At 61.0% G+C, this 16,364-nt stretch carries 15 protein-coding genes; 11 read left to right on the forward strand and 4 right to left on the reverse strand.

Annotated features, from left to right (window positions below; all coding sequences use genetic code 11):
* Positions 1-101 precede the first annotated feature (101 nt).
* From BLU01_RS00515 to BLU01_RS00530, 4 genes are all read left to right on the forward strand, one after another.
* Positions 102-1,820, forward strand: a complete 1,719-nt coding sequence (locus BLU01_RS00515) for a hydrogenase maturation protein (RefSeq protein WP_092269331.1) — start codon at positions 102-104, stop codon at positions 1,818-1,820.
* 527 nt (positions 1,821-2,347) lie between these two features.
* On the forward strand, positions 2,348-3,211 hold the full coding sequence (locus BLU01_RS00520; RefSeq protein ID WP_092269334.1) for a LysR family transcriptional regulator: 864 nt from the start codon (positions 2,348-2,350) through the stop codon (positions 3,209-3,211).
* 116 nt (positions 3,212-3,327) lie between these two features.
* A complete protein-coding gene (locus BLU01_RS00525) occupies positions 3,328-4,473 on the forward strand; it encodes a sterol desaturase/SRPBCC family protein (RefSeq protein WP_092269337.1) in 1,146 nt (381 codons plus the stop codon).
* A complete protein-coding gene (locus tag BLU01_RS00530; RefSeq protein ID WP_092269340.1) occupies positions 4,470-5,549 on the forward strand; it encodes an SMP-30/gluconolactonase/LRE family protein in 1,080 nt (359 codons plus the stop codon). The genes BLU01_RS00525 and BLU01_RS00530 overlap by 4 nt, the downstream gene beginning before the upstream one ends.
* 162 nt (positions 5,550-5,711) lie before the next feature.
* Here the strand turns inward: BLU01_RS00530 and BLU01_RS00535 are convergent, their stop codons facing one another.
* Positions 5,712-5,969, reverse strand: coding sequence for a hypothetical protein (locus BLU01_RS00535; protein ID WP_092269342.1), 258 nt, complete (start codon positions 5,967-5,969; stop codon positions 5,712-5,714).
* Between the two features lie 103 nt (positions 5,970-6,072).
* Positions 6,073-6,315 (reverse strand): DUF465 domain-containing protein, encoded by a 243-nt coding sequence (locus BLU01_RS00540; protein ID WP_092269345.1) that lies wholly within the window; start codon positions 6,313-6,315, stop codon positions 6,073-6,075.
* A gap of 216 nt (positions 6,316-6,531) precedes the next feature.
* On the opposite strand from BLU01_RS00540, the gene BLU01_RS00545 reads away from it, so the two are divergent.
* Positions 6,532-7,053: a DUF4142 domain-containing protein gene (locus BLU01_RS00545; RefSeq protein ID WP_092269348.1), complete on the forward strand. Its 522-nt coding sequence runs from the start codon at positions 6,532-6,534 to the stop codon at positions 7,051-7,053.
* Positions 7,054-7,126: 73 nt separating this feature from the next.
* Here the strand turns inward: BLU01_RS00545 and BLU01_RS00550 are convergent, their stop codons facing one another.
* On the reverse strand, positions 7,127-7,438 hold the full coding sequence (locus BLU01_RS00550) for a hypothetical protein (RefSeq protein WP_092269351.1): 312 nt from the start codon (positions 7,436-7,438) through the stop codon (positions 7,127-7,129).
* Between the two features lie 266 nt (positions 7,439-7,704).
* Here BLU01_RS00550 and BLU01_RS00555 point away from each other — a divergent pair, with 266 nt between their 5' ends.
* From BLU01_RS00555 to BLU01_RS00580, 6 genes are read left to right on the forward strand one after another with little or no spacing between them, the layout of a single operon-like run.
* Entirely contained in the window at positions 7,705-8,556 is an 852-nt protein-coding gene (locus BLU01_RS00555) for an STAS domain-containing protein (protein ID WP_092269354.1), read from the forward strand.
* Between the two features lie 4 nt (positions 8,557-8,560).
* On the forward strand, positions 8,561-8,923 hold the full coding sequence (locus tag BLU01_RS00560) for an STAS domain-containing protein (protein ID WP_092269358.1): 363 nt from the start codon (positions 8,561-8,563) through the stop codon (positions 8,921-8,923).
* Positions 8,920-9,324 carry an anti-sigma regulatory factor gene (locus BLU01_RS00565; RefSeq protein ID WP_092269361.1) on the forward strand — a complete coding sequence of 135 codons (405 nt, stop codon included), beginning with the start codon at positions 8,920-8,922 and terminating at the stop codon, positions 9,322-9,324. The genes BLU01_RS00560 and BLU01_RS00565 overlap by 4 nt, the downstream gene beginning before the upstream one ends.
* A complete protein-coding gene (locus BLU01_RS00570; RefSeq protein ID WP_092281396.1) occupies positions 9,321-10,325 on the forward strand; it encodes an ATP-binding protein in 1,005 nt (334 codons plus the stop codon). The genes BLU01_RS00565 and BLU01_RS00570 overlap by 4 nt, the downstream gene beginning before the upstream one ends.
* On the forward strand, positions 10,318-11,205 hold the full coding sequence (locus tag BLU01_RS00575; RefSeq protein WP_092269364.1) for a sensor histidine kinase: 888 nt from the start codon (positions 10,318-10,320) through the stop codon (positions 11,203-11,205). Before BLU01_RS00570 ends, BLU01_RS00575 begins: the two co-directional genes overlap by 8 nt.
* Positions 11,195-13,138: a response regulator gene (locus BLU01_RS00580; RefSeq protein ID WP_092269367.1), complete on the forward strand. Its 1,944-nt coding sequence runs from the start codon at positions 11,195-11,197 to the stop codon at positions 13,136-13,138. Before BLU01_RS00575 ends, BLU01_RS00580 begins: the two co-directional genes overlap by 11 nt.
* A gap of 410 nt (positions 13,139-13,548) precedes the next feature.
* On the opposite strand, the gene BLU01_RS00585 is transcribed toward BLU01_RS00580, so the two are convergent.
* On the reverse strand, positions 13,549-16,179 hold the full coding sequence (locus tag BLU01_RS00585; RefSeq protein WP_092269370.1) for an excinuclease ABC subunit UvrA: 2,631 nt from the start codon (positions 16,177-16,179) through the stop codon (positions 13,549-13,551).
* Between the last annotated feature and the right edge of the window lie 185 nt (positions 16,180-16,364).

A 16,364-nucleotide genomic window follows, 5' to 3' on the forward strand; every position in this document is an offset into this window, starting at 1 on the left:
AGTTGTCGGCGCGCGGCAATCATTACCCTCTTACTTCCATCGACAGCCAGGGACGGCTCATCACGAGCCAACGGCTATCACTGCTCAAGGAAGAGGCACTCATGCGTTCACTGAAAATCATCCTGCTGGCATCGGCGTTCAACGGCCTGACTCAACGCGCGTGGCTGGAATTGCGCGAGGCCGGGCATTCGCCGAGCGTGGTGCTGTTTACCGACGAAAACGCGGTGTGCGAACAGATCGAGCACTCCGGCGCCGACCTGGTGATTTGCCCGTTCCTCAAGGACCGCGTGCCGCAGCAATTGTGGAGCGATCCGCAGCGCCCGGTGGTGATCATTCATCCGGGGATTGTCGGTGATCGCGGCGCCAGCGCCCTCGACTGGGCGATTTCCAATGAGCTGCAGCGATGGGGCGTGACCGCGTTGCAAGCGGTGGAAGAGATGGACGCCGGGCCGGTCTGGGCCACCTGCGAATTCAACCTGCCGCCAGGCCTGCGCAAATCCGAGCTGTACAACGGGCGGGTCAGTGATGCGGCGATCCGCTGCATCCGCGAAGTCGTCGAGAAATTCAACGCCGGGTTTACTCCGGAGCCGCTGGACTACCGCCAACCGCAGGTTATCGGGCGTTTACAGCCGAGCATGAAGCAGGCGGATCGCGCGTTCAGTTGGCACGATTGCTCGCGGTTCATCAAACGCCGGATCGACGCGGCTGACGGTCAACCGGGGGTGTTGGCCAGTCTGGCCGGCGGCCAGTACTACCTGTATGACGCGCATCTGGACGCGCGCAGCGGCACGCCGGGCCAGATTCTCGCGGTGCACGACGACGCAGTGCTGGTCGCGACTGGCGATCACAGTCTGTGGATCGGCGCGTTGCGGCGCAAACCGCTGCCCGGCGAAGAAACGTTCAAGCGCCCGGCCCGGCATATGCTCGCGCAGCAGTTGCATGAAGTGCCGACGCTCGACTGGTCGATCGCTTCGCAGCCGTTCAACGAGGAAGCTTATCAACCGATCCGTTATCGCGAATCCGGGCATGTCGGCGAGCTGACGTTCGAGTTCTACAACGGCGCGATGAGCACCGAACAATGTCAGCGTCTGGTCACCGCACTGCGCTGGGCCAAGGCGCGCGAGACTCAGGTGTTGCTGATCAAGGGCGGGCGCGGGAGTTTTTCCAACGGCGTGCATTTGAATGTGATTCAGGCCGCCGAGGTGCCGGGGCTGGAAGCGTGGGCGAATATTCAGGCGATCGACGATGTCTGCGAGGAGCTGCTCAGCGCCCGGCAACTGGTGGTGTGCGGCATGACCGGCAGCGCCGGGGCTGGCGGTGTGATGCTGGCACTGGCCGCCGACATCGTGTTGGCCCGCGCCGAAACCGTGCTTAATCCGCATTACAAAAGCATGGGTTTGTATGGCTCGGAATACTGGACCTACAGCCTGCCGCGCGCGGTAGGCCCGGTGCTGGCGGAAAAACTCACCCAAGACTGCCTGCCGGTGAGCGCCAAGCAGGCGCTGCAATGGGGCATGGTTCAGGAGATCGGTCCGCGCTGCCCCGACGAGTTCGGTTTGTGGTTGTTGCAACGGGCGAATGGGGTGTTGACCGATCCGGCGTATGCGCCGATTCGCCAGCGCAAAACCGGCGATGACCGTTTGTTGATAGCGCAATGCCGAGCAGCAGAGCTGGCGCAGATGCAGCTGGACATGGTGCAAAACCGCAACCAATTCGCCGAGAAGTGCCGCAACTTCGTCTACAAACGCAAGGCCTGCGGCACCCCGCAGCGCCTGATCGCAGACTGGGCGCAGCTGCTCGAGACCGAACTCACCGAATAACCCGCAACGCCGCTTCGCTCTCCCTTACAACCACCCACGCTCTATGTAGCAGCTGCCGAGCCTGCGAGGCTGCGTCCGGCGGCGCAGCCGTCGCAAACCCAGTCACGTGAGTCTTCAGGAACACCGGGCAGTCGGATCACGACTGCTGCGCAGCCGAACGCAGCCTCGCAGGCTCGGCAGCTGCTACAGGTTTTGCGTGGGCATTTTTGCTTGCGCGGTAGGCACAAACTGCGGCCGTTGCTACATTTGCCCACCCAAACCTGCGCCCAAAAATAACCACCGCCCCCGCACCGCTCTATGTAGCAGCTGCCGAGCCTGCGAGGCTGCGTCCGGCGGCGCAGCCGTCGTAAATCCAGTCACGTGAGTCTTCAGGAACACCGGACAGCCGGATCACGACTGCTGCGCAGCCGAACGCAGCCTCGCAGGCTCGGCAGCTGCTACAGGTTTTGCGTGGGCATTTTTGTTTGCGCGGTAGGCAGCGACTGCCGGCGCTCTTACAATTGCCGACCCACACTGGCGGCCAGCCCATGGACATCGATCTCGCGCGCACTTTTCTGGAAATTGTCCGTCACGGCAGCCTCGCCGCCGCTGCGCAAAAGCTCCACGTTACTCAAACCGCGATCACCGCGCGGGTGCAGAAGCTCGAAAGCCAATTGGGCAGCACGCTGTTTGTGCGCAATCGCGCCGGTGCGCGCCTGACGCCGAATGGCGAAGCCTTCGTGACCTACGCCAACCAACTGGTGCAAACCTGGGAAGCCGCGCGCCGCGACCTGCCGTTGCCCGAAGGTTATCGCGACGTCCTGCACATCGGTGGCGAGGTCAGCCTGTGCAATCCGCTGATGCTCAGTTGGGCCGCCGAGCTGCGCGAGAAAATCCCCAGCCACGCATTGCGCATGGAAATCCGCGACGGGGAAAACCTGCTGCGCCAGTTGGAACTGGGCGTGCTCGACGCCGCGCTGGTCTACCAACCGGAATACTGGCCGCGCCTGCAAGTCGAGCAAGTGTTGGAAGAAAAGCTGATCCTCGTGCGCCTGGCCGGCAAACCCGACCCGTATGTCTACATCGACTGGGGCCCGGACTTCCGGCGCCAACACGACGCCGCGCTGCCGGAAAAAGCCAAGGCTGCGCTGAGTTTCAACCTCGGCCCGCTGGCCTTGCAGTACTTGCTCGAACACGGCGGCAGCGGTTATTTCCGCACGCGCGTGGTGCAAAGTTACCTGCAAAGCGGCGTGCTGGAAGCCGTGCCGAAAGCGCCGGAATTCAGTTACCCGACCTACCTGGTTTATTCCCGCGACCGCGATTCGGCGACGCTGCAACAGGCGTTCGACCTGCTGCGCGAGGTGATCAAGACCGACGACGACTGGTCGCAACGCTGGAACCCGTTGGGCTGACCCCGCCGACCTGCGCATTTGCACCGGAGCCTGGCGTTTGTGTCCTCAAGGTTGACCAAGCCTGCGCCCGCGAATCGGCTAATCTGCTGTGAGGACAAAAATCACAGGTGATTGCAGTGAGGCAGACCACCCAAGCGTTTCGCAGCCGCTACCGCGCCGACATCCATCGTTTCTATAACCCGTGGCTGCACGGCGCGTTTGTGCTGCTGTTCGGCGTGCTGGCGATAGGCGGATTCTGGCGCACCGTGCAGCAGGTTCAGCCACTGGAATGGCTGGCAGTGCCGTTGACGCTGCTGTTGTTCAACTTCGCCGTGTACAGCGTGCATCGGCACTTGGGGCATCACAAAAAGAGTTTTGCGCGGATGTTCTACGCGCGGCATGCCGGCGACCATCACAGCTTCTTCGCGCCCGGCCACATGACCTACGACAACGCTCGCGACTGGCGAGTGATTCTGTTCCCGGCGTGGCTGATCGTGGTGCACACGCTGGTCTTCACCCTGCCGCTGTGGTGGCTGTTGTCGCTGCTCAACGCCAACGTCGCCGGCCTGTCTGGTGGCTGCATGGTTCTTGGTTACCTGCTATACGAAGTGTTCCATGCTTGCGAGCATTTGCCGCCGCGCAATCCGGTCACGCGGTTGCCGTGGATTCGGCAGATGCGCCGCCTGCATGAACTGCATCACCGCCGTGAGCTGATGCAGGAACGTAATTTCAATATCGTCTTTCCCCTGATGGATTACCTGTTCGGCACCCTTTACTGGGAACCGGAGCACGCCCACCCGCACCCGACGAGAACGCCCATGACCCGCATGCAACATCAGATCGTGATTGCCGCCAATCCGATTGCCGTGCTCGCCTACGCCAGCACCGTGAGCCGTTGGCCGGAGTGGCATCCGTCGTCGCTGAAGGTCGACGGCGACGCCGGCCCGCTGCATGCCGGCGCGCGTTTCGAGGAGGATATTCGCGCCGGTGGCCGCGACGGCCATCTGAGCTGGGACGTCGAAGAATACCTGCCGGGGCGCCGCTGGAGCGCGCGGGCGCGGGGCGATCACGGGTTGTCGCTGATGCTGACTTATCAGTGCGACGCCGAGGGCGACGGCACGCGGTTTGTGCGCACGCTGGATTATCAGTTCAGCAGCCTGGGCATGCGCATCGCCAATCAACTAGTGCTCAAGCGCCGTATCGAACGAGAATCGGCAGCGTCGCTGGCGGCGTTGCGCGACCGTGCACAAGCGCACGTCGCTGCTGCGGGAGTGAGCGCGTGAGATCAGTCCTCAGATTTGCAGTGGTGCTGATCGTCGTCACTGGCGGTTTTTTATTGCTGATGCCGACCAAGGTCCATCCGCTGGCGTGGACGCCGGCACCGGCGCCGTCGATGGTCAGCGGCGTCTACGCCGACAATCAACGCCTCAAGGACGTCGAGCGCATTGGCGCAGCGGATATCGACGGGCCGGAGGCGTTGCTGCTCGAAGAGGGTGCGCTGATCACCGGCCTGCACGATGGCCGAGTGATCCGCAGCAGCCTCGATGGCAAAACCCGCACCGTGCTGACCGACACCGGTGGCCGGCCGCTGGGCCTCGCGCGGCATCCCAACGGCATGCTGGTGATCGCTGACGGGCTCAAGGGTTTGCTGTCGCTGGACGCGCTGGGCCAGGTAATTCCATTGACCACCGAGGCAAACGGCGTGCCTTTCGGGTTTACCGACGACGTGGCCATCGACAAGTCCGGGCATTACGCCTACTTCAGCGATGCGTCGAGCCGCTGGGGTTACGGCAAGGACGGCGCGGCGATCATCGAGCACGGCGGCGACGGGCGTTTGCTGCGTTATGACTTCCAGAGCGGCAAAACCGAGGTGCTGCTGGAAAAACTCGAGTTCGCCAACGGCGTGACGCTGGGGCCGGACGATGCGTATGTGCTGGTCAACGAAACCGGGGCTTATCGCATCAGCCGGTATTGGCTGAGCGGACCGAAGGCCGGGACGCACGATGTTTTCATCGATAACTTGCCGGGGATGCCGGACAACCTCGCGTTCAATGGTCGTGATCGGTTCTGGGTGGCGCTGTATGCGCCGCGCAATGCGCTACTCGATGCGACGGCGCCGCACCCGTTTGTGCGCAAGATGATCGCGCGGGCGATGACCGTATTGCCTAAACCGGTTGAAAAGCGTGGGTTTGCTTTGGGGTTGGATCTGGACGGCAAGGTCATTGCCAATCTGCAGGACGCGAGCGACGGCAATTACTCGCCGATTACCACGGTGCGCGAGTATGGCGAGTGGTTGTATTTCGGTTCGCTGAAAGCGCAGCACATGGTGCGCTTGCCGCTAAGCAAAGCACTTCAATAACCCCCCCCAACCCCGCCCTTGTAGGAGCGGGCTTGCCCGCGAAGGCGTCTTCATAGTCGCCATAGAGGTCGACTGAAAAGACGCCTTCGCGGGCAAGCCTCGCTCCTACAGTATCGAAGGGGTTTGGGCCTTTTCGGGGGTGGGGCTCCCGGTGTTTTGCGATCAGCGCGGATTGATCTGGTTATCGCGCTCGGCGTTGTCGGTTTCTTCGCGCACGCGTTCCGGATCGATGTCGGTGCCGTCGCTTTGCTCCAGCGGCTTGGCGCCTTCGTTGTTCGGCAGCTCGTCGATCCCCGGCTCGTCCTCGGGGTTGACGGTGGTGCGGCCAGGGCTCAGCGGTTCTGGATGGGTCGGAATCGGGTCGTACCCGCCCTGCTGTTCGCTGGGAAATTTTTCGTTGGAAAACCGTGTATCAGACATTGGTTGGCACCTCTGAAAAGTGAGTCGGGGATGGAAGACTCTGTACTTTCGAGGTGCCGGGCTTGAGCGCCGTTCCAATTATTCAGTCACCAGTCGTCGGTGGTCAGGACGAGGCCTGAAGCTGCTGAACAATTTTCTCTTTGACCTGGAAACGCCGCTCCTTGAGTTTTTTCAAAGCGTCGTCACTTGGCGCGTCCGACTGTGCGGTTTCAGCCTTGACCACCTCGGCATCAGCCTGCGAGTACTTGTTGATCAGTGAATCCAGTAACGGATCCTTGGTGCGTTTTTGCTGGATATCTTCCTTGGAAATATTCAAATCCTGATAAAGATCGTGTGGCACCGGCATGGAACACCTCCGTTTATTGATCGGCAGCAAACGCGGTCACTTGCGTTCGCCAACCATCAGAATGGCCTCGGTTACCCGCTTCTGTCGACCTGCTGTCAGACCAGCGGTGTCCGTTCGTCGTCGTTTTGCATTTGCGATAAAACCTTTCGTCGCCCGCAAGCCTCCATTACATAACGATCACCTGATCGCTTATAAAACCCGTGTGGAGATGAACCAATGGACGGATTTAACCTGCGCCACCTCGCCCTCGCCGTTGCCCTGAGCACCGGTATGAGCACTGCTTTTGCTGCCACTTCCAATGATTTTGTCGACAACGCGGCCGCTGGCGGCATCGCCGAGATCGAAACCAGCAAATTGGCTCTGGAAAAGAGTTCATCGGCAGACATCAAAGCCTTCGCCAACATGATGATCAAAGATCACACCGAGGCGAACGCAGAACTCAAAGCCCTGGCGAACAAGCATGACATCGAGGTGCCGGACGACACCACGCTGGTCAAGCAAGCCAAGGAAAAAATCCTCGACATGCGCGACGAATCGTTCGATGCGGCCTATGCCAATAATCAGGTAAAGGCCCACGAAGAAACCATCGCGCTGTTTAAGAAAGAAGCTGAAACAGTCACCGACGATAAAAAGGCCGGTGCCACCGAGTTGAAAGGTTTTGCACAGAAAATGCTGCCGGCGCTGGAAAAACATCTGACCGCAGCGAAAGAATTGCAAGCCAAACACCCAAGCAAGTAACGCCGTTTAAACAGTTGAATAAACAACCGCATAAAAAAACCGCATCCATTGGATGCGGTTTTTGTGTCTGTTATCAGCCGCCATCAGTATCAATATCGGCATCGGTGTCTTCACCCGGCGATGGCCGATCGGGCTCGGGTTTGAAACCGGGACTGAATTCGTTGTCGTTATCGTCGTGAACGTTTTTCTGATCGACTTCGCTGTCGGCGCTTTCCGGTTCGGCAGTATTTTCATCGCGGCTTTGATCGCGGTTCTGGGCGACGCCTTGATCGCGGCTCTGATCGTTGCCCGGAGCCCCGTCCCCCGGCACTTGCGGGTCGATTGCCGGGTCATTGCGGTCAATCGGTGCCCCGCCCGGATCCTGTTGCTGAGACTGGTCTTTCATAAGTACCTCGCTCGTCAATTCACATGCGCGGCCAAAACAGTCAGGCCTTGAAAATAGGAAGCCATTGTTGGCGCAGGGTTCAAATTGAATGGACAGTGCCATGCTCGCTGATAAAAGATCACAGCCTTGTGCAGTGACTACTAGAGTTCTGCTCAGGATAAAAATATCCTTGCGCCCGCTAACAACTAATTCACACCACAAATGTCACTGATTTGCGCCGATCGTAATTTGGGGAATCGGTGCAGACCTTTTGGGAGTCGACACACATGGCAGCACTGCAAACCAGCACGCTTGAAGCGATGAAAACACAACAATCGCAACTGCTTGCCGAATGGACCAAAGGCCTCGAAGCCAACGGCGCGACGCGCAACCTCAAGGAACAGGACCTCAAGCAACAGATGTCCGAGTTTCTCCAGTTGGTGATTTCCGGCCTTGAGCAAGGCAATGGCCAGAACATCGCCGCGCCGGCCTGGGACGAGATTCGTCAGTTTCTCGAAAAACTCTCCCACAGCCGCGCCCTGCTCGGCCAGGATTCGCAGCAGACTGCCAGCTTCATTTTCTCCCTCAAGGGTCCGGTATTCAGCCTGCTGCAAAACCTCTACAGCAATAATCCAGCGCAGCTCGGCGAACAACTCTGGGAAGTTTCCGAGCTGCTCGATGCGCTCGGCATGCACACCATCCGCACCTTCCAGAAATCCCGTGAAGCGGTGATCAAGCGTCAGCAGGAAGAACTGCTGGAGCTGTCGACCCCGGTGGTCAAGTTGTGGGACGGCGTGCTGGCGCTGCCGATGATCGGCACACTGGATTCGCAACGCACCCAAGTGGTCATGGAATCACTGCTGCAACGCATCGTCGACACCGGTTCGGAAATCGCCATTATCGACATCACTGGCGTGCCGACCGTCGATACCCTGGTCGCGCAACACCTGCTGAAAACCGTGACCGCGATTCGCCTGATGGGCGCTGACTGCATCATCAGCGGCGTGCGTCCGCAAATCGCGCAAACCATCGTGCACCTGGGCCTCGACCTGCAAGGCGTGGTGACCAAGGCCAATCTGGCCGACGCCCTGAAACTGGCCCTGACCCGCTTGGGAATTACCGTCAGCAAGGCGGGATGAGGCCATGGAACGCATACCGATTCTGCAAATGGGCGACTTTCTGCTGGTGACCATCCAGGTCGACATGCATGACCAGTTGGCCCTGACCCTTCAGGACGACCTGTCCGAACGCATCAGCCGCACCTCCGCGCGCGGCGTGCTGATCGACATTTCTGCGCTGGACATGGTCGATTCGTTTATCGGCCGGATGATCGGCACCATTTCCGGCCTGTCGAGGATCATGGACGCCGAGACGGTATTGGTCGGCATGCAGCCCGCCGTGGCAATTACCCTGGTCGAACTCGGCATGACCTTGCCCGGCGTCAGCACTGCGCTGAACGTCGAGCGGGGGATGAAACTGCTGCAGGAACGAGTGCGCGAACAATGAGCGTGCGCAGCAGCGGCAGCCAACCGATTCAGATTGAGCAAGACGTGGTCCTGGCCCGCCAGACCGCGCGCAAGCTTGCCCAGGAATGCGGCATGCGCCTGATCGATCTGACCAAAATGGTTACGGCGGTCAGCGAGCTGGCGCGTAACACCATGGTCTATGGCGGTGGCGGCGACATGGATTGGGAAATTCTCGATGAGAGCGGCCGTACCGGTTTGCGTCTGGTGTTTCGTGACGAAGGGCCGGGCATCCCCGACCTGAAACTGGCGATGACCGACGGCTGGACCTCCGGCGGTGGTCTCGGCTTGGGCCTGACCGGCGCCCGGCGTCTGGTGGAAGAGTTCGAACTGGAAACCGAGCCCGGCAAAGGCACGCGCATAACGATTACCCGATGGACATGAATATTGGGGGCACCCTGACGCAGGTTTTGCCGATCGAGGACAGCAGCCAGATCGGCCACGCCCGCCGCACCGCGCAACAGCTCGCCGAGCAGCATGGCTTCGACGCCACCGACGCCGGACGCGTCGCACTGGTGGTGACGGAACTCGCCAGCAACATTCTCAAACACGCGGCGCGTGGCGAATTGCACCTGCGAGTCTTGCCGCGCGCCGTGGGCGCCGGGATCGAAATCCTCGCGATTGATCGCGCGGGCGGTTTCGACGTGCAAGCGTGCCTGACCGACGGCTTCTCCACCCGTGGCACCCAAGGCATCGGCCTCGGCGCCATGTCGCGCCAGGCTGACGTGTTCGACGTGCACGCCGACTCGCGCGGCACCGTGCTGTTGACGCGTTTCTATCCGCGTAACGACAAGGCACCGGACCGCCGCGTCGGCATCAGCCAGCACTCTTTGCACGATGACCCGTCGTGTGGCGACGTGTTCCACCTGGCGTTTGATGGCGCCAGCATCAGCGCGTTGGTCATCGACGGTTTGGGCCATGGCGAAGAAGCCGAACGCGGTGCGCGGGCCGGCGAGCAGACTTACGCGCTGACGCCGTTCGCCTCACCGGTATTGCTGCTGGAAGACATTCATCGGGCGATGATCGGTTCGCGTGGCGGCGCATTGGCAATCGCCCAATTCGACGGCGACTCGCTGAGATTCGTCGGCATCGGTAACATCGGCGCCTGCCTGATTGCCCCGGACAAGTCCCGTGGCCTGGCCTCGCATCCCGGAATCGTCGGTGGCCAATATCGGAAAGCCCAACCCTTTGACTATGCTCACGTGAATGGACAGTTATTGATCATGTACAGCGACGGCCTGCAGTCTCGTTGGAATCTGCAAGATTACCCCGGCCTGGTGCACCGCCATCCCGCCGTGATTGCCGCCATTTTGCACCGCGACTTCTGCCGTGGGCGCGACGACGTCACGGTGCTGGTCGTGGCTCTGGAGGCCGCCCATGGCTGATTCACTGAACCTGACGCCGAACCTGACGCCCGATGAACAAGCGGCGCTGATCGCGCAGTTGCAGAGCGAAGCCAACGCCCTGCGTGAAGAGCTGGACGAGACCAATCAGGGCGTCCTGGCGTTGTACGCCGAGCTGGATCAGCAGGCCGATCAATTGCGCCAGGCGTCGGACCTGAAAAGCCGTTTCCTGTCGTACATGAGCCATGAATTCCGCACCCCGCTGGGCTCGATCCTGAGCATCACCGGGCTGCTGACCGATGAACTCGACGGGCCGCTGAGCAGCGAACAGCACAAACAAGTGGCGTTCGTCAGCGGTGCCGCACGCGAGTTGAGCGACATGGTCGACGACCTGCTAGACCTGGCGAAGATCGAAGCCGGGCGCATCACCATCTCGCCGGGCTGGTTCGACATGTTCGACCTGTTCTCGGCGTTGCGCGGGATGTTCCGGCCGATTGTCGATGGCGGCGCGGTGGATCTGATTTTCGAAGAACCGGTGGGCATTCCACGGCTGTTTACCGATGACAAGAAACTCGCGCAGATCCTGCGCAACTTCATTTCCAACTCGCTGAAGTTCACCACACGCGGTGAAGTGCGGGTTTCGGCGCGGCTCGAAGACGGCGATTGCATCCGCTTCGCCGTCACCGATACCGGAATAGGTATCGCCCCGGAGCTACATGGCGCATTGTTCGAGGACTTTTCGCAGGTCGACTCACCTTTGCAGAAACGCTTGCGCGGCACCGGGCTAGGCTTGTCGCTGTGCAAACGCTTCGCCGCGCTCCTCGGTGGCGAGGTCGGGGTGCAGAGCACGCCGGGCACTGGCTCGACCTTTTTTGTGATCATCCCGCTGGCCATTCCTGTGGAGCCCGCCGATGAAACGTGACATCCGCTTGTTGATCGTCGATGACAACGTCGCCACTCGCTACGCCCTGCGCCGGCGCCTGGAAAGCCACGGCTATGCGATTCTCGAAGCCGGCACCGGTGGCGATGGCTTGGCGCTGATCGACAGCGAACGGATCGATGCGCTGATCCTCGACGTCAACCTGCCGGACATGAGCGGCTTCGACATCGTGCGCAAACTGCGCGCCGAAGTGGCCACCGCCCTGCTCCCGGTGATTCACGTGTCGGCGGCCTCGATCCAGACCGGCGACATCATCACCGGCCTCGACGCGGGCGCCGACGCTTACCTGATTCACCCGGTGGACCCGGACGTGCTGTTGGCGACCTTGCGCACGCTTATGCGGGTGCGCGATACCGAGAACGCGCTGCGTGAGAGTGAGGCGCGCTTTCGCGAGATTTTTACCAATGTCTCGGCGCCTATCGCGGTGATGGACGCGACGCTGAAAGTCCACGAATGCAACCATGCGTTTGCTCAGCTGATTCAGGAAAACCTCGACCCGGACACGTTACGTGAATGTTTCGCCGACGATCAGGGCGCAGTAATTGATGAACTGCGCCTGCGCCTGGCTTACGGCGAGCGCTGGAAAGGCACGCTGAACATGCGCGTCGAAGGTCAGGAGCGCGAGACCGAGTGGCAGATTTCGCCGTATCGCACGCCGGAATTGAGCCTGGTGTTTGTCGAAGACGTCACCGAACACCGCCATCGCGAACGCTCGCACCTGGCGCGTCTCGACGACGTCACCACGCAATTGGCCAAGGAAGTCGCTGAACGCGCGCGCACCGAGGCGCAACTGCTGCAAGTGCAGAAAATGGACGCGCTGGGCAAGTTGACTGGGGGCATTGCTCACGATTTCAATAATTTGCTCACTGGCATCATTACCAGCCTGGAATTGATTCAGAAACGGGTCAGCGATTCACGTCTGGACAAGGTGCAGTTTTACGCCGAAGCGGCGCTGAATTCGGCGATGAGCGCCGCCGCGCTGACCCATCGTCTGTTGGCGTTTGCTCGTCAACAACCGTTGGACACGCGCCCGGTGGACATCAACGAACATGTGCGTTCGCTGGAAGAATTGCTAGTGCGCACGATTGGTGAACGGATTGCGCTGAAGCTGGAATTGACCAACAAAGCGGCGATTGCCTTGGTCGATCCGATTCAGCTGGAAAGCGCGGTGCTCAATCTGGTGATCAACGCCCGCGATGCGTTGCCTCAGGGCGGCAATATCTGGGTCAGCACGTACGCCGCGTACTCGCACGGCGACCCGAACATGACCGACGGCGCGTACATCGCGCTGGCCGTGCGCGACGACGGCACTGGCATTGAACACAACGTGATCGATAAGGTGTTCGACCCGTTTTTCACCACCAAACCGCTGGGCCAGGGCACCGGGTTGGGGCTCTCGACCATTTACGGTTTCGCCCGCCAGTCCGGCGGCGATGCGCACATCCGCAGCGTCGCACGGCGCGGCACGGAAGTGACGATCATGTTGCCGGCGAGTGCTGAGCCGCTGATGGAGGTAGTCGAGCCGGTGGTGGTCGATTCCCAAGGCGCAGGCGAGCATGTGTTGATTGTCGAAGACATGCCCTCGGTGCGTATGTTCGTCGCCGAGGTGCTGACCGATGCCGGTTACCGCTGCACCCAGGCGGGCGATATCGAAACAGCGCTGGAACGCTTGCAGAACGACTTGACCATCGACCTGATGCTCACCGATGTCGGCCTGCCCCGCATGACCGGCCGCGAGCTGGCAGACGTCGCCCGCGGCTGGCGCGAAGCCTTGCCGATCCTGTTCATGACCGGCTACGCCGAAAACGCCCTCAACCGCCAAGTCTTCCTCGGCGAAGGCATGGACATGCTGGTCAAACCCTTCCAGATCAGCGAACTCCTGGAAAAAGTCCGCCGCAGCCTCGACGGCACCTGACGGCGCCATCGCGAGCGAGCTCACTCCCACACGGGATCAACCCAAGACCTGTAGGAGCTGAGCTTGCTCGCGAAAGCGGTGGGTCATTAAGAAATGATCTGGCTGACACGGCCTCATCGCGGGCAAGCCTTGCTCCCACAGGGATTCGCGCCCAACACAGCATTAGTGCCCAATCCAAAAACCTGTGGGATCCCTGTTTACCCAAGCATTTGTGCCCAACCCAAATCCCTGTGGGAGCCGAGCTTGCTCGCGATGGCGGTGGGTCATTGAGAAATGATCTGGCTGACACGGCCTCATCGCGAGCAGGCTCACTCCTACAGGGATTGGCGTCAGACACAGCATTTGTGCCCAACACAAATCCCCTGTAGGAGTGAGCCTGCTCGCGATGGGGCCCGCGCGGGCGCCATTGATCATCCAAGCACTTTGGCCAGGAACGGTGCGGTGCGGCTTTTCTTGTTTTTTGCGACGGTTTGCGGAGTGCCTGCCACGACGATTTTGCCGCCCTGATCCCCTGCCCCCGGCCCGATGTCGATCACCCAGTCGCTCTGCGCAACCACGCGCATTTCGTGTTCGACGACGATCACCGTGTGCCCGCCCGTGACCAGCGTATCCAGCTGTTCCAGCAACCGATCGACGTCACGCGGATGCAGCCCGGTGGTCGGCTCATCCAGCACATACAACGTCGCGCCACGCTGACTGCGTTGCAGCTCAGTCGCCAGTTTGATCCGCTGCGCTTCACCGCCCGAGAGCTCCGTCGCCGGTTGCCCGAGGCGCAAATAACCCAAACCAATATCGCGCAGCACTTCCAGCGAACGGCGAATACCCGCCTGCTCGGCAAACACCGTTACCGCCTCATCCACAGTCAACTGCAGCACCTGCGCAATACTCAAGCCCTGCCAGGTAATCGCCAGCGTCTGCGGGTTATAACGGGCGCCGTGACACGTCGGGCAAGGCGCATAAACGCTCGGCATAAACAGCAACTCGACACTGACAAAACCCTCGCCCTCACACGTCGGGCAACGACCCTTGGCGACGTTGAAGGAGAACTGCCCGGCGTCGTACCCCTCGGCCTGCGCCTCTGGCGTCGCCGCATACAGCTTGCGCACGTTGTCGAACAGCCCGGTGTAGGTCGCCAGATTCGAGCGCGGCGTACGGCCGATCGGTTTCTGATCGACTTGCACCAGACGCTTGATCGACTCCAGCCCCGCCGTCACCTGACCGCCACTGACCTGTGGCGCGTCATCTTCGAGGCTCAACTCCTCGGTTTCGCCAGCATTCGCCGACCGCCCCAGATGCGCGCCGACCAGCTCCAGCAACGCCTGGCTGACCAGACTCGACTTGCCGGAACCGGAAACACCGGTCACCGAGGTGAAACAACCCAAGGGAAACTCGGCGCTTAAATTATTCAAGTTGTTGCGCGTAATCCCTTCAAGCTTCAGCCAGCCAGTCGGCTTGCGTATAACGCGTTTTTTACTCACCTCTTCAACGAACAAATAGGCGCGGGTTTGCGAGTCAGAAATATCCGCCAAACCCGGCGGCGGTCCGCTATACAGAATCCGCCCACCGTGCTCGCCAGCCGCCGGCCCGACATCAATCAGCCAATCGGCGCGGCGCATGGTTTCCAGATCATGCTCGACCACAAACAGCGTGTTGCCCGCCGCTTTCAAACGTTGCAAGGCTTCGAACAGCGCCTCGCCATCCGCCGGATGCAGACCGGCCGACGGTTCGTCCAACACATAAATCACGCCGAACAACTGCGAACCCAATTGCGTTGCCAGGCGCAAGCGCTGCAACTCGCCGGACGACAGCGTCGGCGTGCTGCGCTCCAGCGCCAGGTAACCGAGACCGAGGTCGGTCAAGGTGCTGACCCGCTCGAGCAAGTCCTGGGCAATGCGTTGCGCCGCCAGACGTTTCTCCACCGACAGGTTCGGCGTATGGCGCACGTCCGGGGCGTTCGCGTGGCCACTGCCACCTTGGGCGACGCGCTGCTCGCGGGCCTCGCGAGTCTGGCTGTGGCTGAGCACCTCACCGGATTCATCAGCCTGTTCGAGATAACTCTGCGCCGCCACGGGCCGCAGCACTTCGGCGACTTGCAGCAAAGTCATTTGCGACAGCTCGCCGATGTCGAAACCGGCAAACGTCACCGCCAACGCTTCACGCTTCAGGCGTTTGCCCTCGCACAACGGGCACGGGCTGCCGAGCATGAACTGCGAAACGCGCTTCTTCATCAACGCGCTTTGCGAATGGCTGAAGGTGTGCAGGATGTAGCGCCGAGCGCCGGTAAAGGTGCCTTGGTAACTCGGCTCCATTTTGCGCTGCAGGGCGACTTTGGTTTCTTCCGGGGTGAGCCCGGCGTACACCGGCACCGTTGGCGACTCTTCGGTGAAGAGAATCCAGTCGCGCTGCTTTTTCGGCAGTTTGCGCCACGGGATATCGACGTCGATGCCCATGGTCACGAGGATGTCGCGCAGGTTTTGCCCTTGCCACGCCAGCGGCCAGGAAGCGATGGCGCGTTGGCGGATAGTCAGGTTCGGGTCCGGGACCATCAGCGCTTCGGTCACTTCATAGACGCGGCCCAAACCATGACATTCGGGGCAGGCGCCTTGCGGGGTGTTCGGCGAGAAGTCCTCGGCGTACAACATCGCCTGCCCCGGCGGATAACTGCCGGCGCGCGAATACAGCATGCGGATCAGGCTGGACAACGTGGTGACGCTGCCCACCGAAGAACGTGTACTCGGCGTACCGCGCTGCTGTTGCAGGGCCACGGCCGGCGGCAAGCCTTCAATGGAATCGACATCCGGCACGCCGACCTGATCGATCAGGCGCCGCGCATACGGCGCCACCGATTCGAAATAGCGCCGCTGCGCCTCGGCGTACAGGGTCGAAAAGGCCAGCGACGATTTGCCCGAACCGGACACCCCGGTAAACACCACCAAGGCGTCACGCGGGATGTCCACGTCGACGTTCTTGAGGTTGTGCTCCCGGGCGCCACGCACCCTGACCATGCCGGAGGAAGGGGTTGCGGTGCGCTTTGAAGTCATGGGCCAGCCTTAATTACAGGTGTATTTTTTGAACGCGATAACGATACGGACAGGGCTCGGCCGCGATCGTGCGATTGAAATCGACGTTGCGCACAGACATCACCCCAAAGCACATGCACAAAAACCTGTAGGAGCGAGGCTTGCCCGCGAAGGCGTCTTCACAGTCACCATGGATGTCGACTGAA

This window comes from Pseudomonas prosekii, from assembly GCF_900105155.1.
Taxonomy (GTDB): domain Bacteria; phylum Pseudomonadota; class Gammaproteobacteria; order Pseudomonadales; family Pseudomonadaceae; genus Aquipseudomonas; species Aquipseudomonas prosekii.